General features: G+C 69.7%; 20 protein-coding genes and 1 tRNA gene. 10 read left to right on the top strand and 11 right to left on the bottom strand.

Annotation, left to right across the window (positions count from 1 at the left end):
- The first annotated feature begins 18 nt into the window (after nt 1-18).
- From plsX to FHG66_RS00150, 5 genes are all read left to right on the top strand, one after another.
- Entirely contained in the window at nt 19-1,158 is a 1,140-nt protein-coding gene (gene plsX / locus FHG66_RS00130; protein WP_139074506.1) for a phosphate acyltransferase PlsX, read from the top strand.
- Complete coding sequence (locus tag FHG66_RS00135) at nt 1,155-2,126, top strand: beta-ketoacyl-ACP synthase III (RefSeq protein ID WP_139074507.1); 972 nt, start codon at nt 1,155-1,157, stop codon at nt 2,124-2,126. The genes plsX and FHG66_RS00135 overlap by 4 nt, the downstream gene beginning before the upstream one ends.
- A gap of 79 nt (nt 2,127-2,205) precedes the next feature.
- Entirely contained in the window at nt 2,206-2,508 is a 303-nt protein-coding gene (gene ihfA, locus FHG66_RS00140; protein ID WP_139074508.1) for an integration host factor subunit alpha, read from the top strand.
- Between the two features lie 4 nt (nt 2,509-2,512).
- Complete coding sequence (locus tag FHG66_RS00145) at nt 2,513-3,184, top strand: MerR family transcriptional regulator (protein ID WP_246082402.1); 672 nt, start codon at nt 2,513-2,515, stop codon at nt 3,182-3,184.
- A 56-nt stretch (nt 3,185-3,240) separates the two neighbouring features.
- A tRNA-Pro gene (locus tag FHG66_RS00150) sits at nt 3,241-3,317 on the top strand.
- Nucleotides 3,318-3,341: 24 nt separating this feature from the next.
- On the opposite strand, the gene FHG66_RS00155 is transcribed toward FHG66_RS00150, so the two are convergent.
- Nucleotides 3,342-3,722, bottom strand: coding sequence for a VOC family protein (locus FHG66_RS00155; RefSeq protein ID WP_139074510.1), 381 nt, complete (start codon nt 3,720-3,722; stop codon nt 3,342-3,344).
- A gap of 147 nt (nt 3,723-3,869) precedes the next feature.
- Here FHG66_RS00155 and FHG66_RS00160 point away from each other — a divergent pair, with 147 nt between their 5' ends.
- A complete protein-coding gene (locus FHG66_RS00160; protein ID WP_425471686.1) occupies nt 3,870-4,937 on the top strand; it encodes a 2'-deoxycytidine 5'-triphosphate deaminase in 1,068 nt (355 codons plus the stop codon).
- A 52-nt stretch (nt 4,938-4,989) separates the two neighbouring features.
- On the opposite strand, the gene scpB is transcribed toward FHG66_RS00160, so the two are convergent.
- From scpB to FHG66_RS22070, 8 genes are all read right to left on the bottom strand, one after another.
- A complete protein-coding gene (gene scpB, locus FHG66_RS00165) occupies nt 4,990-5,535 on the bottom strand; it encodes an SMC-Scp complex subunit ScpB (RefSeq protein WP_139074961.1) in 546 nt (181 codons plus the stop codon).
- A gap of 35 nt (nt 5,536-5,570) precedes the next feature.
- On the bottom strand, nt 5,571-6,335 hold the full coding sequence (locus FHG66_RS00170; protein WP_139074512.1) for a segregation and condensation protein A: 765 nt from the start codon (nt 6,333-6,335) through the stop codon (nt 5,571-5,573).
- The gene (locus tag FHG66_RS00175; RefSeq protein ID WP_139074513.1) at nt 6,335-7,330 is read right to left on the bottom strand and encodes a glycoside hydrolase family 3 N-terminal domain-containing protein; all 996 of its coding nucleotides are present in this window, start codon (nt 7,328-7,330) and stop codon (nt 6,335-6,337) included. The genes FHG66_RS00170 and FHG66_RS00175 overlap by 1 nt, the downstream gene beginning before the upstream one ends.
- Entirely contained in the window at nt 7,330-8,601 is a 1,272-nt protein-coding gene (locus FHG66_RS00180; RefSeq protein WP_139074514.1) for an SPOR domain-containing protein, read from the bottom strand. Before FHG66_RS00180 ends, FHG66_RS00175 begins: the two co-directional genes overlap by 1 nt.
- A gap of 77 nt (nt 8,602-8,678) precedes the next feature.
- A complete protein-coding gene (argS, locus tag FHG66_RS00185; protein WP_139074515.1) occupies nt 8,679-10,421 on the bottom strand; it encodes an arginine--tRNA ligase in 1,743 nt (580 codons plus the stop codon).
- 117 nt (nt 10,422-10,538) lie between these two features.
- Nucleotides 10,539-10,709 (bottom strand): hypothetical protein, encoded by a 171-nt coding sequence (locus FHG66_RS21420; RefSeq protein WP_176556066.1) that lies wholly within the window; start codon nt 10,707-10,709, stop codon nt 10,539-10,541.
- Nucleotides 10,710-10,902: 193 nt separating this feature from the next.
- Nucleotides 10,903-12,078 (bottom strand): deoxyguanosinetriphosphate triphosphohydrolase, encoded by a 1,176-nt coding sequence (locus tag FHG66_RS00190; protein WP_139074516.1) that lies wholly within the window; start codon nt 12,076-12,078, stop codon nt 10,903-10,905.
- Between the two features lie 140 nt (nt 12,079-12,218).
- A complete protein-coding gene (locus FHG66_RS22070; protein ID WP_246082403.1) occupies nt 12,219-12,533 on the bottom strand; it encodes a hypothetical protein in 315 nt (104 codons plus the stop codon).
- On the opposite strand from FHG66_RS22070, the gene FHG66_RS00195 reads away from it, so the two are divergent.
- From FHG66_RS00195 to FHG66_RS00210, 4 genes are all read left to right on the top strand, one after another.
- Nucleotides 12,523-14,478: a PBP1A family penicillin-binding protein gene (locus FHG66_RS00195; RefSeq protein WP_246082404.1), complete on the top strand. Its 1,956-nt coding sequence runs from the start codon at nt 12,523-12,525 to the stop codon at nt 14,476-14,478. The two genes, FHG66_RS22070 and FHG66_RS00195, sit on opposite strands and share 11 nt — an antisense overlap.
- 65 nt (nt 14,479-14,543) lie before the next feature.
- Nucleotides 14,544-14,870 carry a HesB/IscA family protein gene (locus FHG66_RS00200; protein ID WP_139074962.1) on the top strand — a complete coding sequence of 109 codons (327 nt, stop codon included), beginning with the start codon at nt 14,544-14,546 and terminating at the stop codon, nt 14,868-14,870.
- Between the two features lie 24 nt (nt 14,871-14,894).
- On the top strand, nt 14,895-15,677 hold the full coding sequence (xth, locus tag FHG66_RS00205) for an exodeoxyribonuclease III (RefSeq protein WP_139074518.1): 783 nt from the start codon (nt 14,895-14,897) through the stop codon (nt 15,675-15,677).
- Between the two features lie 121 nt (nt 15,678-15,798).
- A complete protein-coding gene (locus FHG66_RS00210; protein ID WP_139074519.1) occupies nt 15,799-16,173 on the top strand; it encodes a hypothetical protein in 375 nt (124 codons plus the stop codon).
- Here FHG66_RS00210 and FHG66_RS00215 read toward each other — a convergent pair.
- Nucleotides 16,170-17,270, bottom strand: coding sequence for an FAD-dependent monooxygenase (locus tag FHG66_RS00215; protein WP_139074520.1), 1,101 nt, complete (start codon nt 17,268-17,270; stop codon nt 16,170-16,172). The two genes, FHG66_RS00210 and FHG66_RS00215, sit on opposite strands and share 4 nt — an antisense overlap.
- Before the next feature lie 7 nt (nt 17,271-17,277).
- Nucleotides 17,278-17,700 carry an RNA polymerase-binding protein DksA gene (gene dksA / locus FHG66_RS00220; protein WP_139074521.1) on the bottom strand — a complete coding sequence of 141 codons (423 nt, stop codon included), beginning with the start codon at nt 17,698-17,700 and terminating at the stop codon, nt 17,278-17,280.
- Nucleotides 17,701-17,886: the final 186 nt, after the last annotated feature.

Raw genomic sequence — 17,886 nt, forward strand, 5'->3', positions numbered from 1 at the left:
ACAGGCCCCCGGCCCCCGATGAACGACGCCCGTCCGTCCCGAGGGACCCCGCCGGCCCAGCCCGGCGGGTTGGTCATTTCGCTGGATGCGATGGGCGGCGACAAGGGGCCGCAGGCCGTCGTCGCGGGGCTCGAGCATTTCCTGGGCGCGCATCCCGACGCACGGGTGCTGCTGCACGGGCCCGAGGGGGTCTTGTCCCCCCTGACCCGCAAGCTGGGTGAGCGGGTGACCGTCGTGCATGCGCCCGAGTCGGTCGCCATGACCGACAAGCCGTCGCAGGTGATGCGGAACGGCAAGGACACCTCCATGTGGTCCGCCATCGACGCCGTGCGCGACGGGGCGGCCCAGGCGGTCGTGTCTTGCGGGAACACCGGCGCGCTGATGGCTCTGTCCATGCTGCGGCTGCGCAAGATCCCCGGCGTGAACCGTCCGGCCATTGCCTGCCTTTGGCCGTCGCTGAACCCGACCAATTTCAACGTCATGCTGGACGTGGGTGCCGACATCCGCGCGGATGCGGAGGACCTGCTGCTTTACGCGCTGATGGGGACGTCCTACGCCCGTCAGGGCCTGGGGATCACCCGGCCTCGGGTCGGCCTTCTCAATGTCGGCACCGAGGAGCACAAGGGCCGGCAGGAGTTGAAGGACGCGCACGAGCTGATGGAAGAGGCCGCCCCTCGGGGCGATTTCGAGTTCGTGGGCTTCGTGGAAGGCGGCGACATCCCGTCGAACCGGGTGGATGTCGTGGTGACGGACGGCTTCACCGGGAACGTCGCGCTCAAGACCGGGGAAGGGACAGCGACGCTGATCTCCACCCTCCTGCGCGAGGCGTTCGGGCGCGGGCCGCTGAGCAAGATGGCAGGGCTGCTGGCCCTGCCCTCGCTCCAGCAGTTCCGCCGCCGGGTCGATCCGCGGCGCGTCAATGGCGGCGTGTTCCTGGGCCTGAACGGCACCGTCATCAAGAGCCATGGCTCGGCCGACGCCACGGGGATCGCAGCGGCTTTGGGGCTGGCGCACAAGCTGGGCGCGGCGGGCTTTGCCGGCCGGTTGGCCGCGCGGGTTGCCTCGGCGGTCGCCATCGCCCAGGATGAGGGTCTGGCAGACGGGGGACCAACCCCCGCGGACGGTGCATCGGCACCGGGAGAGCGGGAGCAGTCATGACGATCAGGGCGACCGTGACGGGCATCGGGCACTATCTGCCCGAGCGGGTTGTGCCGAACGCCGAATTCGAGGCCACCCTCGACACCTCGGACGAATGGATCCGCGAACGGACGGGCATCGAGCGGCGGCACTTTGCGGCCCCCGGCCAGACGACGTCGGACATGGGCGCCCGAGCGGCGCTTGCCGCGCTGGCCATGGCGGGGCGCGACGCGTCCGAGGTGGACGCGATCATCGTCGCCACCTCCACGCCGGACCTGACATTCCCCTCGGCCGCGACCATGATCCAGAAAGCCATCGGCATGACCGGCGGCTTTGCCTTCGACCTGCAGGCGGTTTGCGCGGGCTTCGTCTATGCCCTGACCACCGCCAATGCGCTGATGCTGGCAGGTCAGGCCAAGCGCGTGCTCGTCATCGGCTCCGAGACCTTTTCCAAGATCCTCGACTGGACCGACCGTACCACCTGCGTGCTGTTCGGCGACGGAGCGGGGGCCGTGCTGATCGAGGCAGTGGAGACCGAGGGCGCAGCCAGCGACCGGGGCGTGCTGGCCACGGACCTCCATTCGGACGGAAGCTTCAAGGACCTGCTTTACGTGGACGGCGGCATCTCGACCGGCGCGCAGGGGATGTTGCGGATGGAAGGCAAGGAGGTCTTCCGCCATGCCGTGGGCAAGCTCGCCCAGACGGCCGAAACCGCGCTGGAGCGGGCGGGCCTGAGCGGCGAGGACGTGGACTGGATCGTGCCCCATCAGGCGAACCTGCGCATCATCAAGGCCACCGCTCAGAAAATGGGCGTGCCGATGGACCGTGTGGTGGTCACGGTGCAGGACCATGGAAACACCTCGGCGGCCTCCATCCCTCTCGCGCTGTCGGTGGGCGTGGAGCGGGGGCAAATCAAGCGCGGCGACCTCCTGGTCATGGAAGCGATCGGCGGCGGGCTTGCCTGGGGATCGGTCGTCCTGCGCTGGTAGCGCATGTCATCACGGGGTCGCGATTGACCCGGTGAGTCGCCTGCCCTAATCTGGGGAACACAGCGGCGGGGGCACAAAGATGTCGGACAAGACCTTGACACGTATGGACTTGGCCGATGCGGTCCACCACGAGGTGGGCCTGTCGCGCAACGACAGCGCCACCCTTGTCGAGGCCGTCCTGGCCCATATCTCGGACGCCCTCGTGCGGGGGGAGACGGTCAAGATTTCGTCCTTCGGGACCTTCTCCGTCCGCGAGAAATCCGCGCGCGTCGGCCGCAACCCCAAGACCGGGGAAGAGGTGCCGATCCACCCGCGCCGCGTCCTGACGTTTCGTTCCTCCCACCTCATGAAGGACCGCATTGCCCATGGCAACCGGAGCTAGACCCTTGGGCAAGTCCCCCGACGCCTTCCGCACCATCAGCGAGGTCGCGGCCTTTCTGGAAACCCCGGCGCATGTGCTGCGCTTCTGGGAATCCAAGTTCCCGCAGATCAAGCCGGTGAAACGGGCGGGCGGACGGCGGTATTACCGTCCCGACGACATCGCCCTGCTGGGCGGCATCAAGGTACTGCTGCACGAGCAGGGCATGACCATCAAGGGCGTCCAGAAGCTCCTGCGCGAGCGGGGGCCGCGTTATGTCGCGGGCCTGTCCACCCTGCCCTGGGAAGGCGACGCGGCAGAGGAGGTCGTGGAGGCCGCCATGCCGGAGGAAGCCGTCATCGTGGGGCCCTGGCCCGGCGCGCGGGCCGAGGACGAGCCCGCTCCGGTTCAGCCGGCGCGCCTCACCATCCTCGAGGAGTTCGTGGTCGGGACCATGGCGCGGATGTCCGCCCCGACACCGGAGGCCAGTACACCGCTTCAGCCCAGCGCGCCCCTGGAGCCCGCAGCCCGGCCCGATGCGGCCATGCCGCCTGCCCCCCGGCCCGAGTCGCGCGTGACCCATCTGCGCGAGGTTCTGGCGCGCGTGGACGCCGAACGGCTGCGGATGCAGGCCCCCCGTCTGGCGCCGCTGGTCGCGCGTCTGCGCGAGGTTCGGCAGGGCATGTCCGCGGCACGGTGAGAGGGGTCTTTTCCCCTCTTGCCCCTGCCGCGTGAATCAGTCAGAAGGCCCGCAGTCGGGCTATAGCGCAGTCTGGTAGCGCGTCCGTCTGGGGGACGGGAGGTCGCAGGTTCAAGTCCTGCTAGCCCGACCATCATACCATCCCCCGGCTCCGAGATCAGTGGAGTCGCCCTTTGGGCGCCATCACCGCATGGAGCGCGAGCGGCCGGGCCTCGTCATCCGTGAAGAAGGCCACCCAGACCTCGGACCCATCCGGACGCCGTTCGGCGAGGTGCGGTGGCTCGGGAAAGTGGACACCATGGGCCGTCAGGCTTTCGCAGGCAGCAAAGATGTCGGCCACGCCGAAGTAGAGGGTATCGGCGGCCTCGCGGCGCCCGGTCTCACGCAGGATCAGGCGAACCCCGGCCATGTCGAAGCAGGCAAGCCCCGGACGGCTTAGGAGTTCGGTGAGCCCCAGTCGGTCCCTCAGGAAGGTCCGCGCGCGGTCCAGCGTCTCCACGGGCCGCAGGATGTGATCGTCAGGGCTCAGCCGGTCCACTTTTCACCACCTTTCAGCCGCATTTCTGCCTTGAATGATGGAGAGCGGCAGTCATCGCGGCAACAGAAACCTGCGGGCTGTCCGGCCGGACTTGACAGCGGGGCCGCTCCTCCCTGTCCTTTGGCAGGGACCGCGAAGGAGATGCGCGTGGGAGTTCTGCCAAGCCAGCGCCTGCGCGCCCTGATCGCCGAAGGGGTCATCGCCGCCGAGCAGGAGATCGGCGACGGACAGGTGCAGCCCGCCTCTCTCGACCTGAGGCTGGGGCGCACCGCTGTCCGGGTGAGGGCCTCGTTCCTGGCCGGGCACGGGCGCAGCGTGGAGGATCGGCTCGCGGCGTTCGAGATGCACCGCTTTGACCTCTCGGACGGCGCGGTGCTGGAGAAGGGCTGCGTCTACCTCGTGCCGCTGATGGAGCGGCTGGCCTTGCCGCAGGGCGTTGAGGGAGTCGCCAATGCGAAATCTTCGACCGGGCGGCTGGACCTGCTGACGCGGACGATCTGCGACGGGGGGGTGGAGTTCGACCACATCCCGGACGGCTACCACGGCCCGCTCTGGGCCGAGATCTGCCCCCGGTCGTTCAGCGTGCTGGTACGGCCGGGAATGCGGCTGAACCAGCTTCGGCTGCGCGAAGGCGCGGCGGTGCTGTCGGATGAGGAGTTGCGGGCGCTCCACGGGCGCGTGCCCCTTGTGCAGGGCGCGGAGGGGGTGATCGACGACGGCTTGGGCTTTTCGGTGGACCTCGAGGGGACGGGCCGCGTGGGCTGGCGTGCCAAGCCGCATACCGGGGTGATCGACCTCGACCGGCTCGGCCACTATGCGCCCCGCGCCTTCTGGGAGGAGATCCTGGCCGAGGACGGGCGGATCATCCTCGATCCGGGCGCCTTCTACATCCTGATGAGCCGCGAGGCCGTGACCATCCCGCCCGACCACGCCGCCGAGATGGCCCCCTATCTCGCCATGGTGGGCGAGTTCCGGGTGCATTACGCGGGCTTCTTCGACCCGGGTTTCGGGCATGGCGCGGCCGGAACGGGGTCGCGCGGGGTGCTAGAGGTGCGCTGCCACGAGGCGCCCTTTGCGCTGGAGCATGGGCAGGTCGTGGGACGGCTGATCTACGAGCGGATGGCCGAGGTGCCGGACCAGCTTTATGGCCGGGGAATCGCGTCCAACTACCAGGGCCAGGGGCTGAAGCTGTCCAAGCATTTCGCAGAACCGTAGGGCTGGCTACAGCCCGCCATGACTGGCACCGGGTGGCAGGCTGAAGCCCGCGCTACGGGTCCTCGGGCTCGGGCAGCGGGAGGGGGTCCTGCACGGTGGGATCGCCCAGGAAGCCCGCCGCCCGAAGGTCCGCGAGGCCGGGCAGGTCCGCCGCGCTTTCCAGCCCGAACTGGTCCAGGAATGCGTCCGTGGTGACATAGGTCGCGGGCCGCCCCGGCGTCTGGCGACGGCGTCCAGGCCGGACCCAGCCCATCTCCACCAGTTGATCCAGCGTGCCCCGACTGACCGAGACGCCCCGGATTTCCTCGATCTCGGTGCGGGTGACCGGGCCGTGATAGGCCACGACGGCCAGGGTCTCGATGCCCGCGCGGGACAGCTTGCGGCGTTCCACCACCTCGCGGGTCAGGAGGTGGCGCAGGTCGGGCGCAGTGCGGAAGGCCCAGGTGGACCCGGCGCGGACGAGTGTCACGCCCCTGCCCTCATAACTCCGGCGCAGGCGGTCCAGCGCGGCCCGGGGATCACAGCCGGGCGGCAGGCGTTCAGCGATCTGGGCGGCGGTCAGCGGCTCGGGCGCGGCGAACAGGATCGCCTCGACCATGCGCTCCTGCTCCTCGGGCGTGGGAGCGGCGGGGATCACGACGCGACCCGGGCCCGAAGGTGGATGGGGGCAAAGGCGCGGTCCTGCCGGATCTCGGCGTGGCCTTCGCGGACCAACTCCAACGCGGCGGCGAAGGTGGCGGCGGTGGCGGCGCGGCGGCGCGGGCCATCCTCGCTCCAGCCGGGGGGCAGCCAATCGCGCAGGTCGCTCCACTCGGCCCAGTCGCCGATCAGGGGGCGCAGGCGGTCGAGCGCCTCCTCCATGGTGTAGACGCCGACGCGGTCCATGGCGAAGGGCCGGAACTCGTCGCGGGTGCGCAGGCGGGCATAAGCCGACAGGATGTCGTGGAGGCCTGCCGTGAAGCGGACGGTCCGCGTCTCCTCGGTCGTCTCCACATGACCCTTGGCGAACATGTCGCGGCCCAGGCGCGGGCGCTCCATGAGGCGGGCGGCGGCGGCGCGGAAGGCCTCCAGCCGGGCGAGGCGATAGGCCAGCTCGCGGGCGAGATCCTCGGCCGGGGCCTCCTCCTCGGGGTCGTCGGGCAAGAGGAGGCGCGACTTGAGATAGGCGAGCCAGGCCGCCATTACGAGGTAGTCGGCGGCAAGCTCGATCCGCTGGCGCGCCGCCCGCTCCATGAACAGGAGGTACTGCCGGGCAAGAGAAAGGATGCTGATCTCGCGCAGGTCCACCTTCTGCTGGCGCGCAAGGGTGAGGAGGAGGTCGAGCGGCCCTTCGAATCCGCCCACATCGACGATCAGCGCGTCGGGAACAGGCAGGGCCCCCAGCGAGGCGCCGTCCATCAGACCCCCTCGGGCACGAGGTCGGCCAGCTCCTCGATCAGGGCGGGGATGTCGGCGGGTTCGGGCGTCGTGCGAAGCGCCAGGGCGCGGACGGCGCGGGCGGTGGCGGCGTCGGTCATGAGCGGGGTCGCCTGGGCCACCTGCTCCATGCCGGGCTGGTCGCCCTTGCAGTGGAGCACGAGGTCGACGCCTGCGGCAATGGAGGCCGCGGCGCGTTCACCCATGCTGCCCGACAAAGCCTCCATCTCGATGTCGTCCGTCATCAGGAGGCCATCGAAGCCGATCTCATCACGGATCATGCGGATCGCCGTGGGCGAGGTCGTGCAGGGGCGGTCGGGGTCGATGGCGTCGAAGACGATATGGGCGGTCATGCCCAGGGGAATGTCGCGCAAGGCCCTGAATGGGGCGAAGTCGCGGGCGACGAGCCGGTCGCGCGGCACCCCGACGCGGGGCAGGTCCTTGTGGCTGTCCACCACGGCGCGGCCATAGCCGGGGACGTGCTTGAGGACCGGCAGCACGCCACCGGCGAGGAACGCCTCGGCGCAGGTGCGGGCGGCGGCGACCACGGTGGGGATGTCGCGGGCGTAGAGCCGATTGAGCAGGACCGGATGGGTCTCGGGCTCAACGAGGTCGGCCAGGGGGGCGCAGTTCACGTCGATGCCGACGTCGCGCAGCTCGGCCGCGATAAGCCGGTTGCGGACCCACTGGGCGCGGAGAGGATCGGTCGCGACGCGCATCTGGTCCAAAGCGGGCAGGTATTCGCGCCAGAAGGGCGCGCGCAGGCGCTGGACCCGGCCCCCTTCCTGGTCGATCAGGATCGGGGCGTCGCGCCTCACCGAGTCGCGAAGCTCCGCCGTCAGACGGCGGAGCTGCACGGGATGGTCGACGTTGCGGGCGAAAAGGATGAACCCCCAGGGGTCCGCCTCGCGCAGGAAGCCGCGCTCCCAGTCGGTGAGGGTGGTCCCCCCGACGCCCAGGATCGCGGCCATCGGCATCAGTCGGCCACGACCGGGATGCAGTCCGCGTCCTCGGCCGTCAGGGCGGCGCAGAGGCGGCGGGCGTCGGCATGGTCGGCAAAGCCCGTGGCGCGCAGCCGGAAGAAGGTCCGGCCACCGGTCTGGGCTTCCTGGATCACCCGCTCCTTGGGGCCGAGGAAGGCGCCGAACTCGCCCTGGAGGCGGACCCATTCGGAGGCCGCGATCTCGGCCGAGTCGTAGGCGCCAAGCTGGATCATGTGGGTGCCCGTGGCGACCGCGCCTTCGGGGGCCACCGCCGCGACGGCTTCGGTGGCCGGAGCCTCCACAGCCTCGGGCGCCGGAGCCGAGGCGCGGGCCGGACGCAGCGCCGGGCGCAGGGCCGCCGCGACGCCGGGCACCTCGGCCGGGATCACGGTGAGCACCGGAGCCGCTTCGGGCGCGGCGTCAGCTGCGGCATCGGCGGGCGGAGCCAGGATCACGGTCGCTTCGGGGGCGGCGTCCCGGACCGGGGGTGCGATGACGCCGGCCTGAACCGAGGCCTGGACGGTTGCCGCCTCGGCTCCGGGGACGACCTCGGGGGCCTGCTCGGGGCCCTGGACCGGCGCGGCCTCCGTGGGGGAGTCGGTGGTCATGGCAGGCACGCCAGCCGAGATCTGATCGGCGAAGGCCAGCACCTCGTCCGAGGTCATCGGCCGATCGGACGGCACGATGGTGGTGACGGGGGTAGCCGAGGGCGCGGGGGCGACAGGCGCCACGTCGCGGGCCACCATCTCATCGGCCTCGGCGGTGGTCTGGACGACCTCCAGGTCCTCTTCGGAAAGGCCAGGCGTCGGCGGGGCCAGCATGAGGACGTCCGAGGGCGGGGCGGCGATGCCGGCTGCCGGGACGGCGTTCACGGCCAGGCCCTGCGAAGGCACGACCTCTCCGCCCGGGTCGGTCGGGAGGACGCGCATCGGTCCCTCCTCGGCCGCGACGACCGGCAGGCCCAGAACCTCGCGCAGGACGAGCTTGTAGCCCCAGACGCCGATTCCGCCCACGAGGGCCAGCGACACGACGCCGCCGGCCACCCAGCCGGCGAGCCGGGCCTTGGCCAGAGGGCCGCCCTGCCCGGCGTTGTAGGCCGCCAGCGCGGCATAGGGGCCCGACCGCGGCGTCTCGCCCGGCAAGTCGGGTCCGAATCGCTCCGCCCTCGGGCCCGCCGCGCGGGGCGCCTTGTCGCGGGGGGCGCGTGCCTCACCGCGTGTCGCGCTCAATCCGCCGAAACTGGAGTTGGCGGTCCAATCTGCCATTGCCGTGCCTCATGCTCTGTCGCGCGACCGGAAACGATCCGGGGGCGCCGCTGCCTCAACGACCCGGCCGGTGCGCTTCAGCGCATCTCGTTCACCGGGGTCACGCCAAGGATACCGAGCCCGGATGCGATGACAACCGCAACAGCCCGCACGAGCGCAATCTTGGCGCGGGATGTGTCCACATCGCCCTCCTGGAGGAATCGCAGGGATGAATCATCGTTCCCCCTGTTCCAGAGCGAATGAAAATCGGACGCCAGGTCATAGAGATAGAAGGCTATCCTGTGCGGCTCGGCCCCCTTGGCGGCGATCTCCACGAGGCGTGGCCATTCGGCCAGGGTATGGGCCACCTTGATCTCGGCCTCGTGGCCCAAACGCGACAGGTCCACACCTTCCAGCGCGGGATCGTCCACCTCGATCCCGGCCTCGCGGGCCTTGCGCAGGACCGACTGCGCGCGGGCATGGGCGTACTGGACGTAGAAGACGGGGTTGTCCTTGGATTGTTCAAGAACCTTGTCGAAATCGAAGTCCAAGGGCGCGTCGTTCTTGCGCGTCAGCATGGCGAAGCGGGTCACGTCGGCGCCCACCTCCTCCACCACGTCGCGGAGCGTGACGAAGTTGCCCGAGCGCTTGGACATCTTCACAGGCTCCCCGTTCTTGAGGAGCTTGACGAGTTGCATCAGCTTGAACTCGATCGGCACGCGGCCGTTGGTGAGGGCCGAGACCGCCGCCTTCATCCGCTTGACGTAGCCGCCATGGTCGGCCCCGAACACGTCGATGAGCAGGTCGAAGCCGCGCTGCGTCTTGTCGTAATGGTAGGCGATGTCTGGGGCGAAGTAGGTCCAACTTCCGTCCGACTTGCGCACCGGGCGGTCCACGTCGTCGCCATGCGCGGTGGAGCGGAACAGCGTCTGCTCGCGCGGCTCCCAATCCTCGGGGAGCTTGCCTTTGGGCGGCTCGAGGATGCCTTCGTAGATCAGACCCTGCGAGCGGAGGCGGTCGATGGCTTCCTCGATCCGGCCGGTGCCATAGAGGGCCTTCTCGCTCGAATAGATATCCATCTGGACGCCCAGAAGGGCCAGATCCTCGCGGATCATGCCCATCATGGCGTCGGTGGCGATGTCGCGCACCGGGATCAGCCATTCGGATTCGGGCTTGTCGAGAAGGGTGTCGCCGTACTTTTCCTTCAGCGCCTCGCCAACGGGCACGAGGTAATCGCCGGGATACAGGCCCTCGGCAATCTCGGGGCTGAGGCCGTTGGCCTCGCGGTAGCGCTCATAGGCACTGCGGGCGAGCACATCGACCTGCGCGCCGCCGTCGTTGATGTAGTATTCGCGCGTCACGTCCCAGCCCGCGAAGGCCAGAAGACGCGCCAGCGCATCGCCGAAGACCGCACCCCGCGTGTGGCCCACATGCATCGGGCCGGTCGGGTTCGCGGACACGAACTCCACGTTCACGCGGCGGCCCTGCCCCAGCGTGGAGCGGCCATAGGCGGGGTCGGTCAGCACGGCGCGGATGACGCCCTGCCAGACGGACGGAGCGAGGCGGAGGTTGAGGAATCCCGGACCCGCAGGCTCGGCGGACTGGATGCGGGGATCGGCGCGCAGCCTTTCGGCCAGGGCGTCGGCGATGGCGCGGGGGTTCTGGCCGGCGGGCTTGGCCAGCACCATCGCTGCGTTGGTGGCCATGTCGCCGTGGCCCGGGTCACGCGGCGGCTCCACCGCCACGGCATCGGTCGAAAGGCCCTGCGGCAGTCGCCCCTCTGCCGCCAAGGCACCCACGGCGTCGAGCACGAGCGTGCGGATGTCGGTGAAGAGGTTCATGGTCCGGTCCCCTGACTGTTCGGGGGCAGGCCCTACCACGCAGCGGGGAGGTTACGGAAGAGCCGGGGGCCGGAGCGGCCGCGCACCGCTCAGCCCGTACTGCTCAGCCCGTACCGCTCAGATCGAGTTGATCCGGGCGAAGGCCTTGGGTGCGATGCCGAGCCGCGTGAGGTCGCGGTCGTTGGGCGCCACGCCACGGTCCACGGCACCTGCGACGCGGGCGGCGGTGAAGAACATGTCGGCGGCGCCGAGGACACGGTCGGCAAAGTGCGAGATCGGGGCGAACATCTTGGATTCCTTGGTGGAACTGGGCGATTCTGTCTTGCCACCAAGATAGGGCTTCGGCGCCCCGACCGTGAGTCCGATCCCTGCAAGCCCGCCATGCCAGGGGCGCAGGGTCGCTTAACAGACCCTTAACATCCAGAGCCGCCAGCCTGTGGCCGGACCGAGACCGGCCCGTGCTTCAGCCCCCGATCACGGCTCAGCCGCCGCGCAGGGCCCGTGTCCGGTCCACCATGTCACTGCCCAGAAGCCGCTGGTGCGTCTCGATGGCGAAGCGGTCGGTCATGCCGGCGATGTAGTCGGCGACGATCCGGGCCAGCGCCGTCTCGTCGGCGGCCTCGGCCACGTCCTTGCGCCACTGCTTGGGCAGTTCGGACGGGTTGGCCATGAACAGGGGGAACAAGTCGTGGACCACGCTCGTCACCTCGCGCCGCATATCCACGACCTTGGGGGCGCGGTACATGCGGTGGAACAGGAAAGTGCGGATGACCTTGAGGTCGTCCCACAGGCCGGGCGAGAAGCGGATCATCATGCGTCCGGCGTGGCGGATATCCGCGACGCTTTGGGGGTCGGCCTCGGCCAGGGTGCGGCGCGACAGGGTGATGACATCCTCGACCAGCACCCCGAAGAAGCGGCGCAGCGCCTCGTGGCGGCGGCGGTAGTAGTTGAGGCCCGGATATTTGCGGTCCACCTCGGCGAAGTTGTCGTGGAGGACCGGCAGCTCGGCCAGCTCGTCGGTGCTGAACAGCTCGGCCCGCAGGCCGTCGTGCAGGTCGTGGTGGGAATAGGCGATGTCGTCGGACAGCGCAGCCACCTGCGCCTCGGCCGAGGCGTGGGTCTCGAGTTCGAGGTTCTGGACGGCGTTGTATTCCTCCAGGGCATAAGGGGCGGGACGCGGGACCGGGCCGTTGTGCTTGGCGATGCCTTCCAGCGTTTCCCAGGTCAGGTTGAGGCCGTCCCATTCGGCATAGTGCCGTTCGAGCTTGGTGACGATGCGGATGGCCTGCGCGTTGTGGTCGAAGCCGCCATAGGGGGCCATCAGATCGTTCAGCGCGTCCTCTCCGGTGTGGCCGAAGGGCGGATGGCCAAGGTCGTGGGCCAGCGCCACGGCTTCAGTCAGTTCGGTGTTGAGGCCCAGCGCGGCGGACACGGTGCGGGCGACCTGCGCCACCTCGATGGAGTGGGTGAGGCGCGTGCGGAAGTAGTCGCCCTCATGCTCGATGAAGACCTGCGTCTTGTGCTTGAGGCGGCGAAACGCGGAGGCATGGATGATCCGGTCGCGGTCGCGCTGGAAGGGCGTGCGGAAGTGGCTTTCCTCCTCCGGGTGGAGGCGGCCACGGCTTTCGGCAGGCAAGGAGGCATAGGGGGCGTGCATGACGGATTCCCGGAGGGTTGCAGCTTGACCCTAATGCGAAACGCGCGGGATGACAGGGGCGGACTGAGGGGGCGGAACGACAGGCCCGGCGGCGGCTCGAACCGGGCCGTGGTTGACGAACGAGCAGGAGTGACTAGCTTTTAGGCAACAGTCGAGCCCGAGATGTCCGCGTCCAGCGATCCGCCTTCCCGCGACCCCGGTTCGACCCAGCCCCGCCCCAGCGAGGAGCCGTCGGCCGCCGAGCCGTTGCCCCTTCCCGAGCCGGTCTCCTCCCCTTCCCCAGCCGAGCCATCGCTGCGCGACGCAGGCCGCGCGCTGTCCTCGGCGCTGCGCCGCGAAGGCTCCACCCGGTGGCAGGCGGTGCGGAGCGGGATTGCCAAGCGCAGGCCCTCATCCAGGACCGCCGCCGTTGCTGGTGCCTCCGCCACGGGTCCGGACAGCGGAATGCCGTCCACGCAGAGTCGCCCCCGCCGGCGAAAGGCTCCGGGGAGCCGTGCGATCCGGCGCGGGTGGCGGCTGTTCATCGGCGCGCTTCTTTGCCTGGGCCTTGGCGTCACGGGGACGCTGGTCGCGCTTTGGCTGACCATGCGGGACCTGCCGCTGTCCGACGTGCTGCCGCCGGCAGCCGAGCCCACGCTGCTGATCCGAACCGCGGACGGCGAGGTGCTGACCACGCGCGGCGCCTACCGCGCGCCCTATACGGCGCTGGACGAGATGCCGCCCCATCTGATCGAGGCCGTGATCGCCATCGAGGACCAGCGCTTCCGCGAGCATGACGGCGTGGACTGGCGCGGGATCAGCCGGGCGCTGTTCCGCAACCTGAGCGCGGGCGGCGTCGTGGAGGGCGGCAGCACCATCACGCAGCAACTGGTCAAGATCCTTTACCTCGGGCCCGAGCGGACGCTGTCGCGCAAGCTCCAGGAAGCCGTGCTGGCCACGACCCTCGAACGGCAGTTGGCCAAGGAGCGGATCCTCGAGCTGTATCTCAATTCGGTCTATCTCGGGTCCGGGGCCTATGGCGCGCCCGCCGCGGCCGAGACCTACTACGGCAAGGAGATCGGAGAGCTGTCACTGCCCGAGGCGGCGCTTCTCGCGGCGTCGATCCAGTCGCCATCGCGGGTCAACCCCATCTCGGACCTGGGCGGGGCGCAGAACCGTGCAGCGCTGGTCCTGACCGTCATGGAGGATCAGGGCCGGATCGACGAAGCGACGCGGGACCAGGCGCTCGCGCAGCTTGCCGTCCTGGCGCCCGAGCCCCAGCCCAGCCGGGCGGGCAGCTACTTCGGCGACTGGGTGCTGGAGGAGGCCGTGTCGCTGGAAAGCGCGGGATCTCAGGGGCTCACCGCGACGGCGACCCTTGACCTCGAACTCCAGGCCGAGGCTGAGCGGATCGTGCGGGAGGTCATGGCGGATCAGGGCGCGGCGGTGGGCGCGAGCCAGGCGGCGCTGGTGGCGATGACGCCAAACGGACGCGTGCGGGCCATGGTGGGCGGGCTCGACTACGGGGAAAGCCAGTTCAACCGGGCCACCGACGCGCTGCGCCAGCCCGGATCGACCTTCAAGCTGTTCGTCTACATGGCCGCGCTGATCCTGGGCGCCTCGCCGGACAGCACCATCTCGGACGCCCCCATCGAGATCGACGGCTGGGAGCCCCGGAACTTTGGCGGCCAAAGCCACGGCACCGTGACGCTGCGCGACGCCTTCACCCATTCGTACAATCAGGCGACCGTGCGGCTGGCGCAGGAGGTGGGCGTGGACAACATCGTCTCGGTCGCTAGGCGGTTCGGGATCGAGGCCGAGCTGAAGCCCACGCCGTCTCTCGCGCTCGGGACATCCGAGGTGACGCTTCTGGATATGACCGAAGCCTATGCCGCCATGGCGCTGGGCCGCACGCCCGTGAACGCCACGGGCATCGAGGCCCTGCGGTTCGGCGAGGACGACGCGCTGGGTGTCACCGGCACGAACGACCGCGAGCAGACCCGCCTGACCCGCACCCGCGATCCCATGCTGGGCATGCTGCGGGCCGTGGTGTCCGAAGGCACGGGCCGGGAGGCCACGGTTCAGGGCCTTCGGGTCGCGGGCAAGACCGGGACCAGCCAGGACAGCCGGGACGCGTGGTTCATCGGCTTTGGCGGCGGGATGGTCATCGGGGTCTGGGTCGGGAACGACGACAATTCGCCCATGGACGAGGTCACGGGGGGCGGGTTGCCCGCCGAGATCTTCCGACGGGTCATGCAAGCCGCGCGGGACGATGGGCCCGCGCGCGTCGCCCCTGCCCCGGCGCGAGCCGAGGGCCCCCAATGCGACATCCGCGCCTGCTCGGCCGCCTACCAGTCGTTCCGCGCCGAGGACTGCACCTATCAGCCTTATGAGGGGCCGCGGCGGATCTGCACCCGTTGAGCCGGTCGCGCGGCCGCCCTATATCCTGAAGGTCCGATCCCCGGAGGCCCCCCATGTCGTTCCAGATGCCCGTCGTGCCGCCCATCGTCACCCCCCGCGCCTTTGCACGGCTGTCCGAGATCGGCGCGGCCGAGCAGGGCAAGGTCCTGCGGGTCGCCGTGGCCGGGGGTGGCTGCTCGGGCTTTCAATACGAGATCGTCCTGGACGAGCCCAAGCCCGACGACCTCGTGCTGAGCGGCGAGGGGGAGACGGTCGTGGTGGACCCTGTGTCCCTGCCCTTCCTGGCCCAGGCCCGGATCGATTTTTCCGAGGAGCTGATCGGCGCGCGGTTCGTCATCGACAACCCGAACGCCACGGCGTCCTGCGGGTGCGGGACCTCCTTCTCCATCTGAGGCGGGTGGGCTAGGGTCGCGGCCATGAAGATCGCGACCTACAACATCAACGGCATCCGCGCACGGTTCGAGACCGTGACCCAGTGGCTCTCCGAGCAGGCGCCCGACGTGGCGCTGCTGCAGGAGATCAAGATCGTCGACGAGGCCTTTCCGCGCGAGGAGATCGAGCGGTTGGGCTACCGCGTCGCGACCCACGGGCAGAAGGGTTTCAACGGCGTCGCGATCCTGTCCAAGCTGCCGCTGGAGGACGTGATCCGGGGCCTCCCGGGCGACGAATCGGACGAGCAGGCGCGCTGGATCGAGGGCACGGTGCTGGGCGAGCGCCGCGCCGTGCGGGTCTGCAACCTGTACCTGCCCAACGGCAACCCCGCGCCGGGCGACAAGTACAGCTACAAGCTGGCCTGGATGGAGCGGATGCGCGCGCGGGTGCGCGCGGTGATGACTTCGGAGGAGCCGGCCGTCTTTGCGGGCGACTACAACGTCATCCCCGAGCCGCGCGACGTGCGGCGGCCCGACGACTGGCGCGAGGATGCCCTGTTCCGCCCCGAATCGCGGTCGGCGTTCCGGCGGCTCGAGGCGCTGGGGCTGTATGACGCCATACGCCTGCGGACCCAGGAGCCGGGCGTCTATTCCTTCTGGGACTTCCAGCGGGGGTCCTGGGAGCGGGACAACGGCATCCGCATCGACCACCACCTGCTGACCCCTCAGGCTGCCGACCTGCTCGTGGAGGCATGGATCGAGCGGGACGCGCGTGGCGGACCGAAGCCGTCAGACCATGTGCCGGTCTGGATCGATCTGGACGCCTGATCGGGTTCCGCAGGCGCGACAGAATCTTTTCTGCCTGTCAAGCACGGAGTGGACTGCGACCCTGGAACCCTAAGCGGACTGTGGCTGTTGGGACATCACATGCGTGTCAGGAGCCGTGATCATGTCCCTCTCTACCCAGGTTGCGGCCGTTGCGCTTGCGGCGGCTGTGTCTTTCCTGTCTGTCCCGGCCTGGGCGGCGTGCAGCACGGCCACGACCGGGGCGCGTTGCATCCGGGTGACGCCGTCCGTCACCACTGCGGCCGCGACCCCCGAGACCGCGATGACCAGCAGCTCGGCCGCGACGCCGCTGGTCGATGTGGGACAGGTGGTCTCACGCGGCGAGTACTCGATCATCCTGAACGCGGACTATTACGGCTTGCCGCCGGTGTCGGATGGCTGGGTCTACATGCGGGTCGGGCAGGATGCCTTCCGCGTGGACTGGCGCACCCACCAGGTTCTGGAACGGGTCACGGACCGCGCGAGCGCCAACTTCTAGGCCGGGTGGGTCACGTCGAAGCCGTAGAGCCAGTCGAACCGGCGCAGGAACAGGTTAGGCGCCACCGCGCCGAGCGTCCGCAGCCCGAGAACCGCTGTCTGACGGGCTACCCCCGACAGGTGATAGTTGCGGGCATTCGCGTTGGCGGCGGCCAGGGCACGCAGCACGCGCGGGCGGCGCTGCGCCTGATAGGCGTCGAGCCGACCTTCCATCGCCTCGCGAGCGAGAACCCAAGCATCTTCCAGAGCAAGATTCGCGCCCTGGGCCAGGAAGGGCAGCGTCGGATGCGCCGCATCGCCCAGAACGACGGCCCTGCCATCGTGCCATCGCTCGGGGACAGGGTGGCGGAACAGGCCCCAGCGACGCACCTCGCGGATGCGGCCCAGAATGTCGGACAGCTCTGGCGCGACGCCGGCAAAGGCCTGCCTTACCGCCGCCGGATCGTCGGCGTGAGCCCAGCCTTCCTCGGTCCAGGCGGCCTCGGCGCGGACGGCGACGACGTTCAGCCGTCCATCGCGCAGCGGATAGGTCACGACATGACGGCCGGGGGCCATCCAGATGCGGGCCACGGCCTCGTGCGGGTGGTCCACCAGGGCGCGCCAAGCGACCTGCCCGGTGAAGAAGGGCGCGTCCCCGCCCATCAGATGCCGACGCACGACCGAATGCAGCCCATCGGCCCCGACCACGAGGTCGGCGTCCAAAGATTCGCCGTCTTCTAGCTGGACGCCGGTGGGCGTCACCGCCTGAACGCGACCGCCCGTGCGGATGGGGATGCCCGTGGCCTGCACGGCGTCGTGGAGAAGGCCGATGAGGTCGGCCCGGTGAAAGAACAGGTAGTCCCCGCCAACCCGGTTCAGGTCGAAGCGGGCGATGCGGCGACCCGTCAGGGCATCCCAGGGCTCCACCGCCTGCGCCCGGAGCCCGGCTGCCTCAGGGACAAGCCCCAAGGCCCTCAGAACCGCGTTGCCATTGGGGGTGATCTGGAGGCCGGCGCCGACCTCGGTGATGGCCGGGGCCTGTTCGAGCACCTGGACCCGCGCGCCGCGCCGCCCGAAGGTCAGGGCGCAGGCGAGGCCGGCGATGCCGCCCCCGACGATGAGGACGTCAGTCGTCGCGGTGCACCTTCTCGCGACGCTCGTGGCGCTCCTGCGCTTCGAGGGTCATGGTGGCGATGGGACGGGCGTCGAGCCGCTTGAGCGAGATGGGCTCTCCGGTGATCTCGCAGTAGCCGTATTCCCCTTCCTCGATGCGGCGCAGCGCGGCGTCGATCTTGGACACGAGCTTGCGCTGCCGGTCACGGGTCCGCAGCTCGAGAGCGCGGTCAGTCTCCTCGGAGGCGCGGTCGGCGACGTCGGGGATGTTGCGGGTGCCGTCCTTCATCCCTTCGATGGTATCGTGGGAGTCCTTGAGCAGTTCCACTTTCCACGCCAGCAGCTTCCGGCGGAAGTACTCCATCTGGCGGTCGTTCATGAAGGGCTCGTCCTCGGCGGGACGATAATCCTCCGGCAGGAATACTTCGGCTTTCATGGTAGCTCCCCTGACCGGCCGAAGCCTGGTACGTGAAGGGCACCAGTCTTCCGGCTTTCCTTGCTGTCCTTGCCGGGCTCCTACACGCCCGGCCCTGCGCTGTCACGCCCCGTTTTCGTGAGGACGCTCCAATACTTGACAAGCGATCCAGACGCCGTTTCTCAACCCAAGGGCGAAGCTGGAACG

Origin of the sequence: Rubellimicrobium rubrum (assembly GCF_006152115.1) — a bacterium.
Classification (GTDB): domain Bacteria; phylum Pseudomonadota; class Alphaproteobacteria; order Rhodobacterales; family Rhodobacteraceae; genus Rubellimicrobium; species Rubellimicrobium rubrum.

Excerpts from the sequence above, each read along its gene's own strand:
- ihfA (WP_139074508.1), top strand. The coding sequence starts at position 2,206 with ATGTCGGACAAGACCTTGACACGTATGGACTTGGCCGATGCGGTCCAC.
- scpB (WP_139074961.1), bottom strand. The coding sequence starts at position 5,535 with ATGGTCGAGGCGATCCTGTTCGCCGCGCCCGAGCCGCTGACCGCCGCC.
- FHG66_RS00170 (WP_139074512.1), bottom strand. The coding sequence starts at position 6,335 with ATGGACGGCGCCTCGCTGGGGGCCCTGCCTGTTCCCGACGCGCTGATC.
- xth (WP_139074518.1), top strand. The coding sequence starts at position 14,895 with ATGAAGATCGCGACCTACAACATCAACGGCATCCGCGCACGGTTCGAG.
- FHG66_RS00210 (WP_139074519.1), top strand. The coding sequence starts at position 15,799 with ATGTCCCTCTCTACCCAGGTTGCGGCCGTTGCGCTTGCGGCGGCTGTG.
- FHG66_RS00200 (WP_139074962.1), top strand. The coding sequence starts at position 14,544 with ATGCCCGTCGTGCCGCCCATCGTCACCCCCCGCGCCTTTGCACGGCTG.
- FHG66_RS00175 (WP_139074513.1), bottom strand. The coding sequence starts at position 7,330 with ATGCCGATGGCCGCGATCCTGGGCGTCGGGGGGACCACCCTCACCGAC.
- FHG66_RS00135 (WP_139074507.1), top strand. The coding sequence starts at position 1,155 with ATGACGATCAGGGCGACCGTGACGGGCATCGGGCACTATCTGCCCGAG.
- FHG66_RS00190 (WP_139074516.1), bottom strand. The coding sequence starts at position 12,078 with ATGCACGCCCCCTATGCCTCCTTGCCTGCCGAAAGCCGTGGCCGCCTC.
- FHG66_RS21420 (WP_176556066.1), bottom strand. The coding sequence starts at position 10,709 with ATGTTCGCCCCGATCTCGCACTTTGCCGACCGTGTCCTCGGCGCCGCC.
- argS (WP_139074515.1), bottom strand. The coding sequence starts at position 10,421 with ATGAACCTCTTCACCGACATCCGCACGCTCGTGCTCGACGCCGTGGGT.
- FHG66_RS00195 (WP_246082404.1), top strand. The coding sequence starts at position 12,523 with ATGCCGTCCACGCAGAGTCGCCCCCGCCGGCGAAAGGCTCCGGGGAGC.
- FHG66_RS00180 (WP_139074514.1), bottom strand. The coding sequence starts at position 8,601 with ATGGCAGATTGGACCGCCAACTCCAGTTTCGGCGGATTGAGCGCGACA.
- plsX (WP_139074506.1), top strand. The coding sequence starts at position 19 with ATGAACGACGCCCGTCCGTCCCGAGGGACCCCGCCGGCCCAGCCCGGC.
- dksA (WP_139074521.1), bottom strand. The coding sequence starts at position 17,700 with ATGAAAGCCGAAGTATTCCTGCCGGAGGATTATCGTCCCGCCGAGGAC.